We start from the raw sequence: 22,416 nt of genomic DNA, 5'->3' as shown, positions 1-22,416 counted from the left end.
TCAAAGTATCTCCTAATATTCAAGAGTAGGCATTGTAGAAGTTTCTCTTTCATGTATTTTTTCAAGCATATCCATAATTCTTGATAAATCATCGGAACTATAATACTCTATTACTATTTTACCTTCTTTTCCATTTTTATCTAGTACATTAACTTTTGTGGAGAATATTTTTTCCAAATCATTTTCTAACTGTCTTATATTAGGGTCTTTTTTCTTTTCTTTTTTTATTGATTCATTATTATTTTCTGTTTCTTGATTGTCTTGAGTTGAATTATTGTTTTTTCTCTCTTTTACTATCTTTTCGCATTCTCTAACAGAATATCCATTTTCAACTATTTCTTTAGCAAATTCTTCTCTCTGATTTTCATCTTCTAATGATAATATAGCTCTGGCATGACCTTCTGTTATTTTTGATTCTAATATTAAATTTTGTATATTTTCACTTAAATCTAATATACGCATAGAATTTGATATAGTACTTCTGCTTTTTCCAACCCTGTTTGCTAATTCTTCTTGTTTAATATTCAAATCATATATTAATTTTTTATAACTTCTTGCTATTTCTATTGCATTTAAATCAGCTCTTTGTATATTTTCTACCAAAGTAAGTTCAAGCATTTTAGAATCATCTATATTTTGTAATACTAATGCTGGAACTTTATCTCTGTTTAGGAATTTAAATGCTCTGAATCTTCTTTCACCAGATATTATTTGATACTGACCATCTTTTTCCCTTAAAGTTATAGGATTGATGAGTCCATTTTCCTTTATTGATTCGGCAAGACCTTGTATTTCTTCTTCATTGAATACTTTTCTAGGCTGATCTGGATTTACATCTATAAGAGATATATCTATTTCTAATACACCTCTTTTTTCTGCTTCTTCTGCTGATGTTCTTATTTCATTATCAGTCGATTTTATCAATGCATTTAAACCTTGACCGCCAAGTCCGCCTTTTCTCATCATTATATAATCCTCTTTTTATTTCTTTATTCTAATGTATTATAATTAGGTAACATAATTATATTATTTATTTACAACTTTTTCAAATTTAAAAAACGCTTCTATACCTTTAATAATATATTTATATGAGAAACAATCTTAATTATTTAGATTTTTCTATAAATTCTTTAGCGAATTCTTTATAACTTCTAGCTCCAACACAATCTTTATCATAATCGCCTATAGCTTTTCCATAAGAAGGAGCTTCACTTAAACGTACATTTCTAGGTATCATAGTTTTATAAGTTTTTTCTTTGAAGAAATTTACAACTTCTCTTACAACATCAGAAGCCAATTTTGTTCTGGCATCATACATTGTAAGAAGTACGCCTTCTATTTTTAATTCTTTATTAAGATTTTCTTTTACAAGAGATATAGTGTTATTAAGCTCTGAAACCCCATCTAAAGCATAGAATTCGCATTGTATAGGTATAAGTACAGAATCAGCAGCAGTTAGGGCATTAAGAGTTAATATACCCAAAGTAGGGGGGCAATCTATAAATATATATTCATATTCACTTTTTATAGTTTCTATAGCTTTTTTTAGTTTATATTCTCTTGCTATTTCATTAACCAATTCAATTTGAGCACCTACTAAGTCAGAATTTGATGGTATTAGATATAAATTTTCCTGATAAGTAGGTATTATTGCTTCATTCGCTGCAGCCTGACCTATTAATATATCATAAACGCTTTTTTTCATTGTATCTTTTGTCACACCAACACCTAAACAAGCATTAGCCTGTGGGTCAATATCTATTAAAAGTGTTTTGTATCCCATTGATGCTATTACAGCACTTAAATTTATCGCTGTAGTTGTCTTTCCAACTCCGCCTTTTTGATTAACTATAGCTATAACTTTAGACATAAATATATCCTTAAAACTAAAAAAATCTCATTAAATTAGATTGATTATATCAAAATTAGGCATTTTATCAAGTTTTATATATAGTTTTTGGTGTTTTTGTGTATAAAATATTTACATTATATGTGTTTAATTTTATGTTAAAATTACAATTTGATTATATTCTATATTTTTTTTACACTATTGACAAAAAAATTATAATATATATTATAGGGGTATATCGTATTATTATGATATAGGAGGTTTACATGATTAATAAAAAAAGGATTATCAAAATTGTATTGTTAATGGGATTAGTTTCATTAACATTTTTATTTTCTGTGAGCTGTTCTTCTTTGTTTGATTCAGCATCAAAATTTAAACCTTATAATTTAAGAGGTTCTTGGAGAAACATAGATAATTATAATGAAAAATTTACTATTTCTTATGATGGTATATTAACTTTTTATAATAAAGATGGTTCATCTAGCACTCATTATATTCAGAATTGGGAGAATGATAAATATGATGAAAAAAGATATTATGAATTAGTTATACCTAATCTTCCAGTGATAGGAAGCATAATATTTTATTTTAAAAGTGAAACAGAATGTGAAATAAGTTATGGTGCTGATTCTAGTAAAATTTACTATTACGAAAAATATAATTAATAAATAATTTAATAAATATATTTAAGTACATATTATTAGCTTTAATAAAGTTTTAATATGTACTTTTTTTATTGCTTTATAGTATGCTTTAATATTGACAAATAATTATAATATTGTATATTATTATTGTAAAATATGTTGTTAGCTTTGTTTAGTTATGTTTTAAAATATATAAAATTTTATGTTTTATTATATTTTGAATCATTATAACAATTGATTTAGTTTTTATAATAATATTAATGCATAATAAAATAGGAGATTTTTATGAGTGAATATAATAATTACGATGATAATTCCAATCAGCCATCAAAACCAGCACAATCAGGAATACTTCCATGGATACCTTTAATATTAGCTATTGTCTATACTGTTTCACCAGTAGATTTAGTTCCTGATGTTTTACCTATTGTTGGTTGGTTTGAGGACGCTTTATTATTAGTTGTTGGTGGTCTTAATGGTATACAAAATGGTGTTGTAGAAGCTAATGGTTCTATGAGAAAAGTAATAAAATATATTAAATGGGGACTTTTTATACTAGGCGGTATAGGAATTTTAATAATAGTTCTTTTGGCTATTTTAGTTTTCAAGGTTGCTGCAAATTAAAAACTATTTTTTATTAAAATATTTTATTTGCTTTATAACAAAAACAAGGGGGAATAAACCTCTTGTTTTTATTTTATATACATTAAATATATATAATATCAGCATAAAATATTGACAAACAACTATTATAATATATACTAATCTAATGAAACATTAATTTAAGGTTTGTTTAATTATGCTAAAAATCAAATCAAATCAAATCAAATCAAATCAAATCAAATCAAATCAAATCAAATTAGAATTTTCATAAATTTCATTAATCATAATTTCAATTCAAAATTAAAGTTTCAATATTTCAAAATACTTAAATATATTAATGCCTTTCTTTTGGTATTTTTAATCAATTATAATTAAAGGAGTATAATCATGAATTTTACACAGCAGGAACAAAACTATTATGAACTCATATTAGACATGTTAGATGATGGAATTATAGATGATAGTGAAAGAAGTTTATTAAATAATAAGAAAGCTAGATATGGTTTATCAGATGAGAGAGCAAAAGAAATAGAAGATTTTGCATTGCAGGAAATACAAAATAAAAATAAGCCTGAGTTTAACACAGAAGGCGAAGAAGAATATTATGAGCTTTTAGAAGATATGCTTGAAGATGGTATTATAGATGATAGTGAAAGAAGTTTATTGAATAAAAGAAAAGTAAAATACGGCATATCAGATGAAAGAGCAAGAGAATTTGAGGATTATATAAAAAGTGTAAAAGGTATTAATGACACTGTTTCAGATAGTTCTAGTAAAGAAAATGCTAAAGATTTATTTGGACAAGGGATGTCATACTATGATGATAAACAATATGAAGAGGCTATAAAATGTTTTAAGAAAGCCGTAGAATTAGAACCTAATAATGATGAAGCTTGGCGTTGGCTTGGTAATGCATATCTTGTAAACTCAAATAACGATGAAGCTTTAGAAGCATTCTTGAAAGCTATAGAAATTGATTCTAATAAGTCAAATAATTGGAATTCATTAGGTTTACTATATCAAGAAAAAAAAGAATATGAAAAAGCTTTAGAAACATTAAATAAGGCAATACAGTTGGATAAACAAAATTATTCTCCTTTGGTTAATATATCTAATGTTTACCGTTTTATGAAAAATTATGATAAAGCTATAGAATATGCGTTAAAGGCATCAGAATTGCATACATCTGCTTATAAGGCATTATCTCTAGCTTATATAGGTGGGGAAAAATTTAAAGAGGCAAAAGAGACTATTAATAAATATTTACAATTTTATCCTTCTGATGATAAAATGAAAGAAATATTAGAATCTATAGAACAAAATGAAAAACTTAAAAAAGTTTTAGAGTCGTTAAATGATGATGATGAGATTTTTGAATTAATTGAAAAATTAGAAAATGCTGATGAGGGTAAAGAGTTAAAATTGGCATGTAATGAAGCTCTTGATAAAATTAAACAATTATTTCAGAATGAAGATTATAACTATACAGAGGCTTTTTTTAATTTATCTGAAAAACTTGTTTCAAAATTATATGATATGAAAAGATATAGTGATATTATTTATATAAATAAAAATATTTCTCTTTTGGATATAAAAGGCTATTCTGATTTTATAAATGATATTTTTTATTTATATGTTTCTTCTAAATCATATTATTTTATTGATAATTATTATAAAGCAATAGATGGGTTTATAAATTTAATAGAAAATTATGATCTTGATGATGCTCCATTATATGATGTAATGTTTTCTTTAGCTTATTCATATTTGGAATTAGGTAATTATCAGGAAGCTATAGAAAGTTATGAAAAAACTTTAGATTTAGATAATAGTAATCCTTATGCATGGCAAAATTATGGTATTGCTTTGGAAAATGTAGGAAGAATTGAAGATGCTAAATATGCCTATAACAAGTCTTTAGAAATAGAGCCTGATAATGATTATGTTAAAGAACGATTGCGAAATATTAGTTCTCCTTCTGACATAGTTTCAGGAATAGTTAAGGGTATAGGTAAGTTTTTTAAATAATTGTTTATAGTTAAAAAATTAAAAGGCAGGAGCTTTAATAAAAATCTCTTGCCTTTTTTATAACTTTATTATAGATCTTCTATTTCTTTTATACTCAAACCTGTTAATTCACTGATAAGATTTAAATCCATATTTCTATTTTTCATGTTTTTTGCCATAGATATTGCTTTATTTTTTTCGCCTTGTTCTATGCCTTTCTCTATACCTTGTTCTATACCTTTTTCAAGACCTTCTTTAAGCCCTTCTTCTCTGCCTTTTATTCTTTCTTCATTTAATGCCAATATGTCAAAATAATTCTTCTCATATTCCGCATAATTTTCAAATAAATCTTTTGTATTTACAAATTTATTATATTCATCATAAACTTCTTTCATTATAGGATTTTTTTTAACTAACATTTCCATAATTTCCTCCATTTTTTCTATTTTTTCTTTAATTGTTAAAAAATAAAACCAAGCATATAATTCATCTGTTAATCTAGAACTTGAAGATAAATATTTAGGAAGTTCTAGAAAATGCATTTCAAGATGATTAGTTAGTATGTGATTTGTTTCAAGTTCTTTAATTACATAACAGCTATGCTCTTTGTTTATATCTTTTAACAAATTAAAGTCTAATATATTAATGACTATTACCTGTTTCAAATCATTATATTTTTCATTGTTTCTTAAATTGGATATATAGCCTTTAGCCCAATAGTATAAACTTCTATAAACAAAAGATTGATTTCCAACTCTTTGTATTTCTATTAACACAGTTTCACCGCTTTTTGTAACTGCTCTTACATCAACAATAGACTGCTTATCATTAATTGTTTCTTTTAGATTAAAAGTATTAAGTACCTTCACTTCTTCAAAAGGCTCTTGATTGTAGTCAGTTCTTACTGCATTAATTAAATTCAATAAAATATGCTCATGTCCTTCTTTAGCAAACATATAACGCATAAAGTAATCATTTAAAACATTAATATTCCTCATAATTTTATTATACTAAATTAATTATAAATGTAAAGTTTTTTATTATTATTGGATATGTTATTAATAGAAAAGCTGACAACCGAATTTTCGGCTATCAGCTTTATTGTTGTTATTTATATTATTTTTTATTTTATTCTTTTATGTTTAAAACTTGCTTTATGAGTAACATAGTCATTAACTATTTGATAGTTGCCAAAAATTTTGTACTTGTATATTGTTAAACCTTCCAAACCTACAGGGCCTCTTGCATGAGTTTTGTTTGTTGAAATTCCTACCTCAGCACCGAAACCATATCTGAATCCGTCTGAAAATCTTGTTGAAGCATTACAGTATACATTAGCAGAATCAACGAATGTCATAAACTTTTCTATATTGTCTTTATTTTCTGATATTATTGAATCTGTATGATGAGATCCGTATTTGTTAATATGATTGTATGCTTCTTCTGTGTCTGATACTATTTTTAATGATACTTCTTTGTCGCCGTATTCAAAATGCCATTCTTTCACTTCTCCTATATCAGATGAAGTTAATATTTTTTTTACTTCAGTGTCACCATTCATTTTTATTTCATTTTCTTTGAATAAGTTATAAAGTTTTGGCAAGTATTCTGAAGCTATATTTTTGTTTATGAGTATAGTTTCAACAGCATTGCATGCACTTGGATATTGAGCTTTTGAGTCCAAACATATTTTTAATGCTTTTTCCTGATCGGCAGATTCATCTATATATAAATGACATATACCGTCAGCATGTCCTAATACTGGTATATTAGTATTTGATTTTATATACTGTACTAAACTGTTTCCTCCCCTTGGTATTATTAAATCAATATATTTATCCATTGATAATAATTCTTTTATATCCTCTCTAGTGAATACCAAATTAACAGAATTCTTTGGAAATTCTTTTATATTGTTTAGTGTTTCTTCTATTATACTAAATATTGCTTTGTTAGTATTTTCTCCTTCGCTTCCGCCTTTAAGTATAACGGCATTAGATGATTTTATACATAAAGAAGATATTTGTGATATTACATCAGGACGCGCCTCAAATATTACAGCAATCAAACCAATAGGGCAGGAGATTTTTTTTAATACTAAATTATCATCAAGTTCTGTTTCTAATAATACTTTATTAATAGGGTCTTCAAGTTTTACTACATCTCTAATTCCAGAAACAACGTCTATTAATTTATTTTCATCTAGTTTTAATCTGTTAAACATAGATTTTGAAATTTTGTTTTCATCAAGAAGTTTTTGAGCATATTCTAAATCTTTTTTATTAGCTTCAAATATTTTATCTTTATTTTCTTCTATTTTTTTTGCTATTTCAAGTAAAGCATTATTTTTTATTTCAGTACTAAGTGATTGTAATGTGTATGTAGCTTCTTTGGCATTTTGTACTAAATCTATTAACTGCATAATTATCTCCTTTTGTATTATTAATCATTAAGCATCAAAGATACCCAATCATTTTTTGATTTTCTTAAAACTATATTAAGATTATTTTCTCTTATAGCATTTTTCATGAATGATTCTTTTTCTAATAAAATACCAGATAATATTAATGTAGAATCAGGTTTTAAAAGTGCTTTTAAATCCGGAAGTATTTCTATTAAAATATCAGTTTCTATATTGGCAATAACTAAATCAAATTTTAATTTCATATTTATCAAATCTTTAGCACTTCCAAGCATAACATTATCCAATTTTATGTCATTATAAGAAGCATTATCAAGAGTACAATTAACAGCATCATTATCAATATCTACAGAAGTGATATTTTTTCCTCCAAGTTTATGTGCAAATAATGATAATATTCCGCTTCCGCATCCTATATCAACTATATTTTTAGAAACTATATCATTATTATTGGCATATTCATTAATCATTTCAAGTGCTAGATATGTAGTTTCATGCGTTCCTGTACCAAATGCATATTGTTTTGCTATATAAAGAGGATTTTCTATTTTTTCATCATTATTATTGTCTTTAAGGTTTGGAACAATAGTTATATTTCCTACATTGAATGGTTTTAAAAATTCTATGTAGGAAGTTAAATATTCTTCAGATCTTAATTGTTTTGTAGTATAACTATAATGTACTATATTTTTTATGCTTTCTTCTATTATATTTAAATTATCTTTTAATATATTTTCATTTTCATTATATATATTAACTATAGTATATTCAGGTTCATTTATAGGAAATTCTATATTAAACCCTAATATATTTAATGTACCGTTTTCTATAACAGCTTCTATTATATCTTCAAATCCTTTTTCTAATTTTATTGATAATGAATATATTAACATAACAACTCCAAAATTTATTATTTAAGTATTATAATATAGAAATGATTTTATTAATATCATTTATTTTGTTTTCCATATCTTTTTTATATTTTATAACGAAAGCATTATCATTAACAGTTCCTCTTACAGCCTCAAAATCTTTTTCCATAATAGTTTTATCATCTATTCCAGAACTAACCATTTTTGATATATCATATTCTTTCTGAACATCTTTATAAAATATATTATATGCTTCATCTAATAATGATTTATGTTTTTCTAATAAATTGCTTATAGTATTTTTATCAATTGATTTTATATTGTATCTTGATTTTGCCATATTAAGAACCCAAGATTTTTCATCTTCTGTATATAAATTATATAATTTTTCAAATTCTGCTGTTAATGTTTTAATATCATTTATTTTATTATTTTCTAAATCTTTAATAATATTATCTATTCTTTGTTTGGCACATATAAGACCTCCAATATCAACCCAATTTTCAAATATATTATTTTCTTCATATTGTAGATTTGATATTATTTCTTCTATGTTATTGGAGTTGCTAATATATGAAAGTATTTTATTGTGTAAATATAAATCTATTGCTATGGAATATCTTTTAGAATATTTATCTAATGAAGATTTTTTTATAATCATATTTTTATATGTTAAAAATTTTTCATTGTTATCATTATTTTCTTTTTTTATTTCTTTTAATATACTTTCTGATTTTAGCATTTTTGAAACAGTATATGGACTGAATACATCAAATATAATTAAATCTTTTTTATCTCCCTTTCTTCTGTCTCTATCTTTCCATTTGTTTTCATCTCTTGAAAGTCCTACACCGAATAAATTTAAAGCAGGTATAAGTCTTGTTTGATGGTATCCATGCTCTGTAATATATGAGAAAGGAAAATCAGAAGTATCAACATTATCATAATGAGCACCTATAACAGTAGAAAAAGCCCCTATATGAGAAGGCCATAATATATAAGAATTACTTCCAGTTTTACATCCTCTTTCCATAAAACCATGATGGTATGGCCCTAATTTATACATGTGATTGCTTTGATTTGTTCCGCTTCCAGCATTGAAGAAAGAAAAATGACTTGCTATTAATAATGTAGCTTTATGATGCGTAACTGTATAAGGACCTGCAAATATAGAAAACATTTCTCCATGTTCTCCTTCACAGTTTGCAAAAAGAAGCGAATCTTCACATGAGAATTGTCTTCCAAGTTTAACACCTTCACCTATAAAAGCTTTTTTAATAACTGTTCCATCAACAATATGTGCTCCTTTAAGTACTATAGAATCCGTTAATATAACAGAAGTTCCTATATATGAAGGACATTCTTTTGTACTTATTACAGTTGTATTATTTATTTCATCAGTATTTTCTATTGTAGCATAAGGGTCTATTAGAGAATTTTTTATTAGTCTTGCATTTATTATTTTTGCATATTCTTTTATTTTTCCAAATTTTCTAGTTTTCTGTTTTGTGTATTCATCTATCATAGAATTAATTTTTTCACGCATTAATTTTTCATGTCTGTATATTGCAACTAAATAAGCTATATGAGAATTAAGTCTATTAAATATTTTTACGCTTCTGCCATTACCTTCCATAATAGGGGAAGTTTCAACTCCATTTCCAAAACTGCTTTTTCCTTCCATATATATAGAACCAGCATTTTCTATGATAACTCCTCTTTCTATTTTATAATTGGCTATAAATCTTCCAACATTATTGATATAAACATTTCCATTAATATATACATCTATTAAAGTTGCTCTATTTATAGAAGCTAATAATTTAACTTTATTATGATATCTTACCATACCATTAAGTGCATTTATTTTTATTTTTCCATGGAACTGAACATCTTTTATTCTGCTTAAGTCTACATTTTTAATAAGTATTTTTTCCCAAGATTGAGAAGAACAGCCTTGAGATTTTAAAAAATTTATTTCTTCATTAGTGAGATTTCTGAAATCTTTATCCTGTTTTTTAAAAATATACATAACTAAGAATCCTTCAATTATTATTTATTAATCATTATGTTAACTTTTAAAAATATTTAATTTTTTTGTAAAATTTACAAATTCGTTAAAAAATGAAAAATATTACAGATTATATATTAAAAATGAATAATTTTCTATTGTTTGTTGAATAAAAATGAGTTTTATATATTGACTTTTTTTAATATGATTTGTATTATATGTTCAATTCAATTTTTTGTATGGCAGGGATATTTTGTCTCTGCCTTTTTTTATAAATATATTTTTTATAATATCTTTATTTCTATAATTTATATATTAGGTGCAGATATATAAATTATATAACTGCACCTTTTTTAATTCAATTTTTTGTATGACAAGCATTAACCGTTAAAATAACAGAAATACTTTTTAATTATTCCCAGTCTTGATTTGGAGTTATTTCTAAAGATATATCAGAAGAACCATCTCCTTTTATAGTTAAACCTGCTTTTTCAAAAGTAGTTTTATCTAATTCATGTTTAGCATCTGCAGGTTTTACTGTTAAAGTAATTTTTAATGCAGTTTTTGCACTAGGTTTTGATTGACTATCTAAATTGTTTGAAATAGTTACTCCGTCTAATTTTAAAGAAGTTAATTTTTCATTTAGAGCAGTTTTTAAGTTAGCAAATGTTACTTTATTATCACCGCCAGAAGTTTTATCTTTAGCTGTTAAAGCAATTTTTCCTCCTGCAATTGTGGCATCTTTGAATTATATAGTATCTTCTTTAGTTGCAGAAGTTACAGTAGCAAGAGCTTTTATAGATTCTTCTAGTTTTGATAATTCTACTTTTGTTTTTTGTACTTCTTCAGTACCGCCGCTTGATGGATTAGAAGGTTTAGTTGGAGTAGTTTCTGTTGTTCCTTCTGTAGTTGGTTCTTTAACAGGACTTGTTGTTTTGTTGTTACAGCTTACTGCTAATACAGCTGAAAGTGCAGCTACTAAAAATAGTGTAAAAATTTTTTTGTTCATATAACGAACTCCTTTATTGAAATTTATAATAAACATTATTTCTAATGCTTATTTGAAAAATTATTTTAGAAACATTGATTTTTTTGATATGATATTCATTAAGAATTATTTGATTTTTTGTAAAGATTGATTTTTAGTTTATGTAATCTAACTTTACAACTGTATTGTCTTTATTTTTTATCAATGTTTCTAACTTTGTTATACTTAAATGCTAGAGGTCTTTAAATTTTATGTCAATACTTGGAAAATATTTTTTGTATAAAAATATTATTTTTTATTTGTTTTTATTATTTTTTTTATCAAAATGAATGATTTCTTTTTGTTACAAGAAAAAGTAAATAATTTTTTATATCTTTTTTGAAGAACAAATTAAAAAATTAGTATTTTTAATTTGTAAAATTCAAATATTAAAAAAATTATTATATGTAATATTTATTTGTAAAAGAATACAAAATATTATCTATTGTTAAATAATGTTTACTTTTTACTTTACATAGTATTTTTAAAAATTTTTCTAAAATTAAAAAAAATTATATTTTATCATTGACTTAATTCTTATATAAGTATATTATAATATTCTAATATACTTATATAAGGCGGCTAAAATGAATAAAAATAATAAAATCAATATTTCTGAAGAAGATATAATTGATAAATCCAACAATTATGATGATTGCGAAGTTAATGTTACAGATGCAAATATATCATCACTTATTCCAAAACTTCCAAATGATGAGGAATTTTCACTTTTAGCTGATTTTTTCTCTGTATTTTCTGATCCAACAAGATTAAAAATAATATCAGCATTAAGTGAAAAAGAATTATGTGTGCATGAATTATCATCATTGCTTGATATGAAGCAGCCATCTGTATCTCAGCATTTGAAGATGCTGTGGCAGGCTAGGGTGGTAAAGAAAAGAAAAGTCGGGCTTCATGTTTTCTATAGATTAGATGATGAGCATATAGAAAAAATTTATACTTGGGGGTATGAACATGTTAAAGAATAAAGAAAGACTTTTATTTTTATCAGAAATTTTTTTAGGACTTATAGTATTAGTATTACTATATAGTTTACATAATAATATACATGGTGTTGTAGAATATATTATTTTCTTTATACCATATTTAATTTTAGGAAGAGATGTATTTAAAAATGCTGCTATGGACTTTATTAAAGGAAAGTTCATGCGTGAAAGTTTTCTTATGAGTATTGCCACAGTCGGAGCTATTATACTTCATGAACTTCCTGAGGCATTAGCAGTACTTATGTTTTATAGGGTAGGCGAGTACTTTGAAGATATGGCAGTTGATAAATCAAAACGCACAATAGCTGCACTAATGGCAATAAGACCTGATTCAGCAAATATTATAAGAGAGAATGGAAATGTTGAAAAAGTTGATATATCTGAAGTACATATTAATGATAGTATAATAATAAATCCATTTGAAAAAGTACCTCTTGATTCTGTTATATATGAAGGTGAAAGCTGGATTGATACTAAAGCTTTAACTGGTGAAAGTATGCCTAGAAGTGTTAAAGTTAATGATGAAATTTTAGCAGGTACTATAAATGGAGATAATACTATAAAAGCTAAAGTTATAAGAGCTTATGGAGAATCATCTATAGCTAAAATATTGAAATTAGTTCAGGATTCACAAAATAGAAAAGCTAATATTGAGCAATTTATAAGTAAATTTGCAGGTGTATATACCCCTATAGTGGTATTTGGGGCAATTTTTCTTACTGTAATACCTACATTAATATATGGAAAAGAAGTGTTTGGTAACTGGTTTCAGCGTTCTTTGACTCTATTAGTTGTATCTTGTCCTTGTGCCTTTATGGTTGGTATTCCTTTAACATATTTTGCTTCTATAGGAAGGGCTTCTAAATTTGGAATAATGGTTAAAGGCGGAGTATTTTTAGATTTGCTTGCTAAAGTTGATAAAGTTATTTTTGATAAAACAGGTACTCTTACAAAAGGAGAATTTTCTATAAGAGATATATACAATACAGGTGTATACGATGATGAAAGTTTATTAAAATATGCTGCTTATGCTGAAACTGGTTCTTCTCACCCAATTGCAGTATCAATAGTTGAGCATTATAAAAATCATCATAAAGGCATTATAAATGATAGTTTAATTTCAAACCATAAAGATATAAGCGGAAAAGGTGCTTCATCAATAGTTGAAAGTAAAAATATATTGATAGGCGGAATTGATTTATTAAAACAAAATAATATTGAAATATCAGAAATCAAAGAAAATATAAATGTTCATATTGCTATAGATTCAAAATATGTTGGAGGATTTTTCATTGATGACAGTGTGAAAGATGATACAAAAGAAGCTATTGATTTATTGAATTCAATGAATATAAAAACTGCATTGATTAGCGGTGATAATGTTGGTAGAGTAGAAGCATTTGCAAAAGAAATGGGTATACAATCATTCAAAGGAGGATGTTTGCCTGAGGATAAAGTAAATGTATTAGAAGAAATGATGAAGGATTCTAAGGCTTCAATATTTGTAGGCGATGGTATAAATGATGCTCCTTCTTTGGCACGTGCTGATGTAGGTATAGCTATGGGCGGACTTGGTTCTGATGCTGCTATAGAAAATGCTGATGTTGTTATTATGGACGATAAACCTTCAAAAGTTGCTACTGCCATAAAACTAGCTAAAAAGAATCATACTGTAGTATTACAGAATATACTTTTAGCATTATTAATAAAATTTGCAGCTATTATTTTAGGAGCTTTAGGACTTGCTTCTATGTGGTTAGCTATTTTTGCTGATACTGGTGTTACTATGATAGTGGTATTGAATGCTTTAAGACTTCTATATCCTTTAGGCGAAAAAGAAGAAGCGGTTAATAATATAGATACAAAAAATTGCGATATAAAAGTAGGAAGCTGTAATTGCGGATGTGATCACTAAATAATTTTTGTAAATTAATTTAAGAGATGTGTATAATTTGAATTATACACATCTCTTTTTTATATTTTATAATTTAAATATATAAAAATTAATAATTGAAAAATATTCTATATAGTATAAAATACTACCATAAAAAAATTAAAGGTAATTATGGTTAATAGTATTATAGTAAAAAATAAATATACACTGTCAGATATTAAAGAATTAGGTTTAAAAAAATCAGATGAAAATTTAGATCTATTAATATCAATGTTTAATTCTAATAATTTTAATATAGAATTAAAAAGAGAAATAGTATCTTCTATAGGTAGACAGAAAAACGATGAAAAAATTTTAAATTTTATAAAAAATAATGTATATTCCTGTAATATTATGGAATTGGTATATCAGATGTATCGTACTTGTTTATATAAACAAAAAAATAATTATGACTTCTATAAATTAGGAGATGATATTTATAATTATTTTGATAATGAAGTTTTAATAAAAATGAAAGAATATTATGAATATAAAAGTAAATCTTTATCATCTAATACAAATAGAATTAAAAAAATAACCAAGCCTACTTTGTTATGTGGAGATAATATAAATACTATAAAAAAAATTCCAGATGCTGAAGTACAGCTTATATTTACATCTCCACCATATTATAATGCTAGAGAATATTCAAATTATAAATCATATAAAGAATATTTAAATAAAATGTTTTTAACATTAAATGAGTGTAATAGAGTTTTAGAAGACGGAAGATTCATAATAATTAATATTTCTCCTGTTATAACAAAAAGGGTTGGTAGAGAATTTGAAAGTATTAGATATCCTATACATTTTGATTTTCATAATTTATTATTAAAATCAAATTTTTATTTTGTTGATGAAATACAATGGATAAAACCAGAAGTTACAGTAAAGAATAGAAATGGAGGATATCAACAAACTAGAATGCCTTTATCTTATAAGCCCAATTGTATAAATGAAAGCATTATGGTATATCGCAAAAATTCTAATTTTTTATTAGATAAAAATATAAAAAAATATAGTAAATCATTAGCAAATGATAAAAATATTCCTATTGATACATCAAATTGTTGGTATATATCTCCAAAATCAAGTAGAGCACATCCTGCAGTTTTTCCAGAAGAATTATGCAGAAAAATTTTAACATATTATTCTTTTAAATATGATACAGTATTAGATCCATTTGCTGGTATAGGTACCTTTGGTAAAGTTGCTTTAGAAATGGAAAGATTACCAATACTATGTGAAATAAATAAAAAATATTATGATATCATATTAGATGGAGGTTTTTATGATGAAATTTGAAGATAAGATAATAAATGATACTGTAGAAAAACTTATTAATGGAGATGATTATCGTAGTGAAATAATAAATGCTATAAATGCTCAATTTTTTGATTTTTCTGTAAAGTTCTTTAAAGATATAGTTGAAGCAAAATTGAATAGTAATTCAATTGATTTAGAATGGTATAAAAAATATTTTATAGTTAGAGATGATTTGAAAACTGAAGATATAGCTATTTACGCTGGTATGAATAAAAAAACTATAAATAATATACATGGAAGTGCAACAAAAGAAATTGTGTTAGATGTATCAAAATCAAATTTTGATTATCTTACATCTTTAATAGATGAATTAAGTATAGATAATAACGATAAATTATATGTACAGATAAAAATCACATATAATAATGTATCCGTAGAATTATCATTAACTGAAAGTTTATTAGTAATAAATGCTTTGGCTACAAAAAAAATTGCTATACGCGGTGGTGCTTGGTCTTCAATTGGTAAAAAAGTAGAAAAACCATTGATGTTAAAATTATGTGAATTATGCGATGTAAAAAAGAGTAGTATTAATTCTGAAGTTTTTAAAAAAGATGGTAATTTGGATTTTGATAGAGAAGTTGATTTTAAAATCTTGGCAAAAGATAATAAATGGTTAAGATGTGAAGTAAAATTGATGGGTAAAGGAAATCCAGAATCAGCTGATGCAGTTATAGCTCGTAACTCTGATATTTTTGTTGCCGATACTTTAAGTGAGCAAAATAAAAAGCAATTATCAAAATTAGATATAGAATATTTGGAATTAAAAAATCATTCTAAAAATGATATAATAAATAAATTTAATGAAATATTAAAAAAATTAGATGTAAAAAAATAATATATAAAATATTGGAGGAAAAAGAGTATGAAACATACTTTAGAAGGGTCATATACCCCTAAAAATATTGAAGACAAATTATATAAATTCTGGAAGGAAAGCGGTTTTTTCCATGCTGTTATGGATAAAAATAAAGAACCATATTCTATAGTCATACCTCCTCCAAATGTTACAGGCGTTCTTCATATGGGACATGGTCTTAATAATACACTTCAGGATATATTAATAAGATTCCATAGAATGCTTGGAAAATGTACTTTATGGATGCCTGGTACTGACCATGCTGGTATTGCTACTCAAAACGTTGTTGAAAGAAGATTAAAAGCAGAAGGCAAAAATAAATACGATTTAGGAAGAGAAGAATTTGTTAAAAAAACTTGGGAAGTAGCTAATGATCACCATTCTACTATAATAAAACAATTAGAGAAAATAGGCTGTTCATGCGATTGGGATAGAGAAAGATTTACACTTGATGAAGGTTTAAGCAATGCTGTAAGAGAAGTATTTGTTGAACTTTACAATCAAGGTTTAATATATAGAGGAAAATATCTTATTAACTATTGTCCTAGCTGCGGAACTGCTTTAGCCAATGATGAAGTAGAACACGAAGAAGTAGCAGGTGCTTTATATCATGTTAAATACCAAATAGAAGGAAAAGATGAATATATTGAAATAGCTACTACAAGACCTGAAACTATTTTAGCTGACGTTGCTATAGCTGTTCACCCAGAAGATGAAAGATATGCTCATCTTACAGAACAAGATGTTTTAATACTTCCTATAGTAGGCAGAAAATTAAGATTAGTAAAAGATACTTATGTTGATAAAGAGTTTGGTACAGGAGCTTTAAAAATCACTCCTGCACATGACCCTAATGACTTTGCTATAGCTCAAAGACATAATTTAGAAATAATAAATATACTTAATGCAGACGGTACTTTCAATGAAAATACACCTGCTAATTATCAAGGTAAAACAGTTAAAGAGGCTAGGGCTTTAATTTTAAAAGAACTTGAGGAGATTGGTGCATTCGTTGGAAAGGATAATATTAAACACCAAGTAGGACACTGTTACAGATGTCATAATGTTGTAGAGCCATATTACAGCGATCAATGGTTTGTAAAAATGAAGCCTTTAGCAGAAAAAGCATACAAAGCAGTTAATGACGGCAATACAAAAATTTATCCAGAAAGATGGATTAATACTTATAATCACTGGATGACTGATATTAGAGATTGGTGTATAAGCAGACAATTATGGTGGGGACATAGAATTCCCGTTTGGTACTGTGATGACTGCGGTGAGATGATGGTATCAAAAACTGATGTTACAGAGTGTAGTAAATGTAAATCTAAAAATATTCATCAAGATGAAGATGTACTTGATACTTGGTTTTCTTCTTGGTTATGGCCTTTCTCTACTTTCGGCTGGCCAGAAAAAAATGAAGAATTAGAATATTTCTATCCTACTACAGCACTTGTTACAGGTTATGATATATTATTCTTCTGGGTTGCTAGAATGATTATGGCAGGAACTCATTTTATGAATGATGTGCCTTTCAAAGATGTTTATCTTAACGGACTTATAAGAGATAAAATCGGAAGAAAAATGTCTAAGAGTTTAGGAAATGGTATTGACCCTATAGAAATAATTGATGAACATGGTGCTGATGCATTCAGATTTACTTTATCATTCATAACTTCATTAGGCGGTCAGGATATTTGGCTTGACAGAGAACTTTTCAAAATGGGCGGAAAGTTTGCTAATAAAATATACAACAGTGCTAAATATATTTTTGGAAACATTGATGATAATTTAAATATAAAAGATTTAGACAGCTATACTCTTGAAAATAAAGATAAATGGATATTATCAAGACTTCAGAAAGCTATTGAATCAACTACTCAGAAATTAAAAGAGTATAGATTCGATGAGGCTTCTCAAACAATTTATAAATTCTATTGGAATGAATTCTGTGATTGGTATATAGAAATAAGTAAATTCGATTTGAAAGATGAAAATAAAAAAGAAAAAACTATTGCTGTTCTTTTATATGTACTTGAAGAATCAATGGCTATGATTCACCCATTTATGCCATTCATAACAGAAGAAATTTATTCTAATTTACCAAAACATAATATTGATTCAAAAGCATTGATTATCAGAGAATATCCAAAAGCTAATACTAAATATATATTTGAAGATATAGAAAAAGATTTCAACTTGATTCAGGATATAGTATCAGGAATAAGAAACTCACGTTCATCATTTAATTTGCCACCAAACAAAAAACTTGATGTAATAATTCGCTATACTTCAGATTATTTCAAAAATACTGTAGAGAGCTATAAGGATATTATATCAGCACTTTCACTTACAGAATCATTGAATATAGTTTCTTCATCAGATAGTGAAAGAAACAAAGGTTCATTCGTTAAAGTATTTGAAGGCGGTGAGATAAATGTTAATCTTGTCGGCATAATAGATTTAGAAGCAGAGAAGAAAAGATTAGAAAAAGAAGCAGCAGGATACAAAAAAGATTTAGAAGCTGTAAACAAAAAACTTTCTAATGAAAACTTCATGAAGAAAGCTAAACAGGAAGCTATTGACACAGAAAACAGAAAGAAAAAAGAGTTTGAAGATAAATTAAAAGGTATAGAGGAAGTTTTATCATCTCTATAATTTTTAATAATATTTAATAATTAAAAACTTGGCTTAATTTATTGATATAAGTCAAGTTTTTTATTTTAACTAAAATAAATCTAAACAACTATATTTTGTCAAAATAAATTTATATTTTTGTTTTGATATCTGGGGCTTTGCACTAGCCCCCACTTCTTTTGCGACCGAAGGAAGTACTGTAAGTATTGTCACAGGCGAAGTCCGCCTACGGCGAGAAGCAAAAAGGCTATATTTTATATTAAATTTAATAAATTATATATATGTAAGACGATTTTAGTATGATTTAGCACTAATTTTATACTTGCACTTTTGCGAAACGTATTCGAGTTTATCGAGGATATAGGTTCTTTGACGAAGTCCGCAGAGCGTATGCGGCGTGAAAAAGAACAATAAAAAATATTACTAATATAATTATTTAAATATAAAGTTAATGCAAGTAAAGTTTTTTATTTTAAGTAATTTACTATTGACAAAAAAGTCAAATAATAATTATACAAATTTTATAATGAGTTTTTTATTAAGAAATTTCGCAGCTTTTTCTAAAGTGTCTAATGTTACAGAGTTGTTGTTTTCATCTAAAAGTCTGTATACTGCTGCTCTGCTTGTATTCATTTTAGTTGCTAAATCAGACTTTGAAATATGTTCTTCTTCCATTATAGCTTTTAATTGATACACTATTAATTCTTTAGATGATAAGGATAAACATTCATCTAAAATATTTTCTTCTTGAAGATAATCAAAGAAATCTCCTCCTATAGGATTATTTATTTCTTTGGTATCTTTATTATTATTTTTTGTTTTCATCTATGTAACTCTTTATTTCTTTAGCTCTTTCATTTGCCAAAGATAAATCCTTTTTTGGTATATCGTTTCTCTTTTTTATAATAGCATGTAATAGATACATATTACTATCATATAAAAGAACAAATATTCTAATATTATTAACTCTTATTTCCCATATATCATCATCAATCTTTTTAAATAACTCTTTAGATATTTTCTGATGATTTTTCAACATTTCAGATACTACTATTATTTTAGTACCTACTTTCTTTTTGCTATCGTTTTCTAAACTATTAAGAAACTCCTTGACAGGTTCTTTCTTTTTGGAGTTTTTGTAAAATATAACTGTCATTATTAAAATCCTTTAGGTATAAAATACCTATCTTAAAAATTTTTATTATACCCATAGAAATCTCCTTAATGATTATAGTATGTATTGTATCATTTTTGATACAAATTACAAGTGTAATATAAAAATTAATATTAAATTTTTATATTACACTATCATACTCAAAAAATAATTAATTTCTAATTAAAACATCAATGCTTCTGTTTTTGTATAAAGCTACTGATACAATCAATGTTATAATCTCGCTTATAGGAAGAACCAAAACAAGACCTAAAAATCCGAATATATTTGGTAATGTTAATACTAATAAAATAGGTAAAATTAATGTTCTTAAAGCGGCAATCAAAGCAGATGCTCCAGCCTTTTGAATAGAAGTATAATAGGCACTCATTATTATATTTATACCAACGCATATAAATATTGGTATAGATGCCCTTACAAAAAACATAGCATCTTCAGCAGTTTTTGAATCAATATTTTTTAATAAAGCATTAACTAATATACTTGGATTGATAAGTAATATTATAGAAGCTGATATTGATAATGATGAAACAAATATCATTCCCATTTTTAGAAAATCTTTCATCTTGTTTTTATTTTTAGCCCCGTAAGAAACACTGATTAAAGATGATAAAATTTCTCCTATATCGCTTGCAATCATTATGAAAAATGTAATTATATAATTTGCGGCAGAATAAATAAGTATTCCATTGTTTCCTAATATTTTGTATGCTGTTATATTAAATAGCCAAGGTATTATACCAGAAGAAATATTACTTAAAAACTCTGAAAAACCATTTAATATAGCTTTGAATATATAATTCCAGCCTCCATATACTTTTATGATTTTTATTTTGCATTTAGGATTTAAAAAATATGATACCCCTATAATAAATGAAATAATATATGAAAAGGCTGTAGCCCAAGCAGCACCTGAAATACCTAATTTTAATACTACTATGAATATAGCATCTAATATTATATTAAATAAAGATGAAGTTATAAACATTAATGATGCAAACTTTGGAGAACCATTTAGCCTTATAAATTGACTGAATACATAAGCCATTCCCCAGAAGAATACTGCTATAATAACACCATTAATATATTCTAATGAGAAATTATATATATTTCCATGTGCTCCGAATAATGGAAGCAATGTTTCTCTAAATATATAAATTAATATAAGTACTGGAGTAGTTAAAGTTAAAACAGTTATTAAAGTTTGAGTAAATATTAAACTAGCACGCCTCATATTATTTTCACCTATACATTTTCCTGCTATAGCAATGGAACCTAATGTGAGCATAACATATAAGGCAAATGATAAAGCTGTTATTGGCCAAACAATACCTATTGCAGAAAATGCTTCTGATGATATAAAATTGGCTACGAATAAACCGTCTATAAATACTGCTGAACTTTCTGTAAGCATTCCAAGCATACTTGGAACTGTATAATTTATAAATATTTTTTACTAGAGTTTTCTTTTAAAACTTTATTATTAAGCTGCATAATACACCTCATAGATTGGTATATACCTAAACAACTATATTTTGTCAAAAATAAATTTATATTTTCTTTTTTATATCTGTGACTTTGCCCACCGCTCTGCGTACCGTAGGAATGGCCTTTCGGTATTGGTATAAAAGAACTTATATCCTCGACAGGCTCGGATACGCTTCGCGAACAACTGCATTTTTATAGTATATGTCCTATATTTAATAGGCATTTTTTAATATAAAGTTTTAGCAATTGCGTTTTTTGCAATTTTTTTGTGTGACAAAAAAGTTGATAATATTACATAATGTGCAGTAGTCATCAAAATGAAATCGTTTCAGTATATATATTTTTTAAAATGTTTTTTATAGATTTAATTGATAGAATTTATTAAAAAATAATTAGAACACTTTTGTAAGTGATTTATATATAAAGAATAATATATTAAGTTTTAAAACTGTGAATATTTTTAAATAGCCTAACATTTATTTAACCCCATTAATAAATTATAGTCCGATTTTGTACTATTTAGTATAGGCTATTTTTTTATTATGTCAAGC

17 protein-coding genes and 1 pseudogene are annotated in these 22,416 nt (G+C 25.8%); 8 read left to right on the top strand and 10 right to left on the bottom strand.

Annotation, left to right across the window (positions count from 1 at the left end; translation table 11 throughout):
• Positions 1–12: 12 nt before the first annotated feature.
• Positions 13–966 carry a ParB/RepB/Spo0J family partition protein gene (locus tag R4K56_RS00895; protein ID WP_335758207.1) on the bottom strand — a complete coding sequence of 318 codons (954 nt, stop codon included), beginning with the start codon at positions 964–966 and terminating at the stop codon, positions 13–15.
• A gap of 139 nt (positions 967–1,105) precedes the next feature.
• Positions 1,106–1,870 (bottom strand): ParA family protein, encoded by a 765-nt coding sequence (locus R4K56_RS00890; protein ID WP_335758208.1) that lies wholly within the window; start codon positions 1,868–1,870, stop codon positions 1,106–1,108.
• 245 nt (positions 1,871–2,115) lie between these two features.
• Here R4K56_RS00890 and R4K56_RS00885 point away from each other — a divergent pair, with 245 nt between their 5' ends.
• The 3 genes from R4K56_RS00885 (at position 2,116) to R4K56_RS00875 (ending at position 5,127) form a co-directional block, all read left to right on the top strand.
• The gene (locus R4K56_RS00885; protein WP_335758209.1) at positions 2,116–2,517 is read left to right on the top strand and encodes a hypothetical protein; all 402 of its coding nucleotides are present in this window, start codon (positions 2,116–2,118) and stop codon (positions 2,515–2,517) included.
• A 264-nt stretch (positions 2,518–2,781) separates the two neighbouring features.
• Positions 2,782–3,120, top strand: a complete 339-nt coding sequence (locus R4K56_RS00880) for a YkvA family protein (protein ID WP_335758210.1) — start codon at positions 2,782–2,784, stop codon at positions 3,118–3,120.
• A gap of 366 nt (positions 3,121–3,486) precedes the next feature.
• Entirely contained in the window at positions 3,487–5,127 is a 1,641-nt protein-coding gene (locus R4K56_RS00875; protein ID WP_335771566.1) for a tetratricopeptide repeat protein, read from the top strand.
• Positions 5,128–5,195: 68 nt separating this feature from the next.
• On the opposite strand, the gene R4K56_RS00870 is transcribed toward R4K56_RS00875, so the two are convergent.
• From R4K56_RS00870 to R4K56_RS00850, 5 genes are all read right to left on the bottom strand, one after another.
• Positions 5,196–6,104: an Rpn family recombination-promoting nuclease/putative transposase gene (locus R4K56_RS00870; protein WP_335771567.1), complete on the bottom strand. Its 909-nt coding sequence runs from the start codon at positions 6,102–6,104 to the stop codon at positions 5,196–5,198.
• Between the two features lie 125 nt (positions 6,105–6,229).
• A complete protein-coding gene (locus R4K56_RS00865; protein WP_335757817.1) occupies positions 6,230–7,528 on the bottom strand; it encodes a glutamate-5-semialdehyde dehydrogenase in 1,299 nt (432 codons plus the stop codon).
• Positions 7,529–7,548: 20 nt separating this feature from the next.
• The gene (locus R4K56_RS00860; protein ID WP_335771568.1) at positions 7,549–8,421 is read right to left on the bottom strand and encodes a 50S ribosomal protein L11 methyltransferase; all 873 of its coding nucleotides are present in this window, start codon (positions 8,419–8,421) and stop codon (positions 7,549–7,551) included.
• A 28-nt stretch (positions 8,422–8,449) separates the two neighbouring features.
• Entirely contained in the window at positions 8,450–10,432 is a 1,983-nt protein-coding gene (locus R4K56_RS00855; protein WP_335771569.1) for a DUF4954 family protein, read from the bottom strand.
• A 727-nt stretch (positions 10,433–11,159) separates the two neighbouring features.
• Positions 11,160–11,420 carry a hypothetical protein gene (locus R4K56_RS00850; RefSeq protein ID WP_335757820.1) on the bottom strand — a complete coding sequence of 87 codons (261 nt, stop codon included), beginning with the start codon at positions 11,418–11,420 and terminating at the stop codon, positions 11,160–11,162.
• A gap of 605 nt (positions 11,421–12,025) precedes the next feature.
• Between R4K56_RS00850 and R4K56_RS00845 the strand changes: the two genes are divergently transcribed.
• From R4K56_RS00845 to R4K56_RS00825, 5 genes are all read left to right on the top strand, one after another.
• Positions 12,026–12,427 carry an ArsR/SmtB family transcription factor gene (locus R4K56_RS00845; protein WP_335757821.1) on the top strand — a complete coding sequence of 134 codons (402 nt, stop codon included), beginning with the start codon at positions 12,026–12,028 and terminating at the stop codon, positions 12,425–12,427.
• Entirely contained in the window at positions 12,414–14,360 is a 1,947-nt protein-coding gene (locus R4K56_RS00840) for a heavy metal translocating P-type ATPase (protein ID WP_335771570.1), read from the top strand. Before R4K56_RS00845 ends, R4K56_RS00840 begins: the two co-directional genes overlap by 14 nt.
• Before the next feature lie 150 nt (positions 14,361–14,510).
• The gene (locus R4K56_RS00835; RefSeq protein WP_297277735.1) at positions 14,511–15,683 is read left to right on the top strand and encodes a DNA-methyltransferase; all 1,173 of its coding nucleotides are present in this window, start codon (positions 14,511–14,513) and stop codon (positions 15,681–15,683) included.
• Positions 15,670–16,542, top strand: coding sequence for a CfrBI family restriction endonuclease (locus R4K56_RS00830; protein ID WP_297277736.1), 873 nt, complete (start codon positions 15,670–15,672; stop codon positions 16,540–16,542). Before R4K56_RS00835 ends, R4K56_RS00830 begins: the two co-directional genes overlap by 14 nt.
• 27 nt (positions 16,543–16,569) lie before the next feature.
• Entirely contained in the window at positions 16,570–19,224 is a 2,655-nt protein-coding gene (locus R4K56_RS00825; RefSeq protein ID WP_335771571.1) for a valine--tRNA ligase, read from the top strand.
• A 489-nt stretch (positions 19,225–19,713) separates the two neighbouring features.
• Here the strand turns inward: R4K56_RS00825 and R4K56_RS00820 are convergent, their stop codons facing one another.
• The 3 genes and pseudogenes from R4K56_RS00820 to R4K56_RS00810 form a co-directional block, all read right to left on the bottom strand.
• Positions 19,714–20,028: a helix-turn-helix domain-containing protein gene (locus R4K56_RS00820; RefSeq protein WP_300742667.1), complete on the bottom strand. Its 315-nt coding sequence runs from the start codon at positions 20,026–20,028 to the stop codon at positions 19,714–19,716.
• Positions 20,012–20,359 (bottom strand): type II toxin-antitoxin system RelE/ParE family toxin, encoded by a 348-nt coding sequence (locus tag R4K56_RS00815; RefSeq protein WP_335770431.1) that lies wholly within the window; start codon positions 20,357–20,359, stop codon positions 20,012–20,014. The genes R4K56_RS00820 and R4K56_RS00815 overlap by 17 nt, the downstream gene beginning before the upstream one ends.
• Positions 20,360–20,528: 169 nt before the next feature.
• Positions 20,529–21,871 (bottom strand): annotated as a pseudogene (locus tag R4K56_RS00810) (MATE family efflux transporter).
• Positions 21,872–22,416: the final 545 nt, after the last annotated feature.

The organism is Brachyspira pulli (assembly GCF_036997785.1).
Lineage (GTDB): Bacteria > Spirochaetota > Brachyspiria > Brachyspirales > Brachyspiraceae > Brachyspira > Brachyspira pulli.
This window is presented reverse-complemented; position numbering and strand designations above follow the sequence as displayed.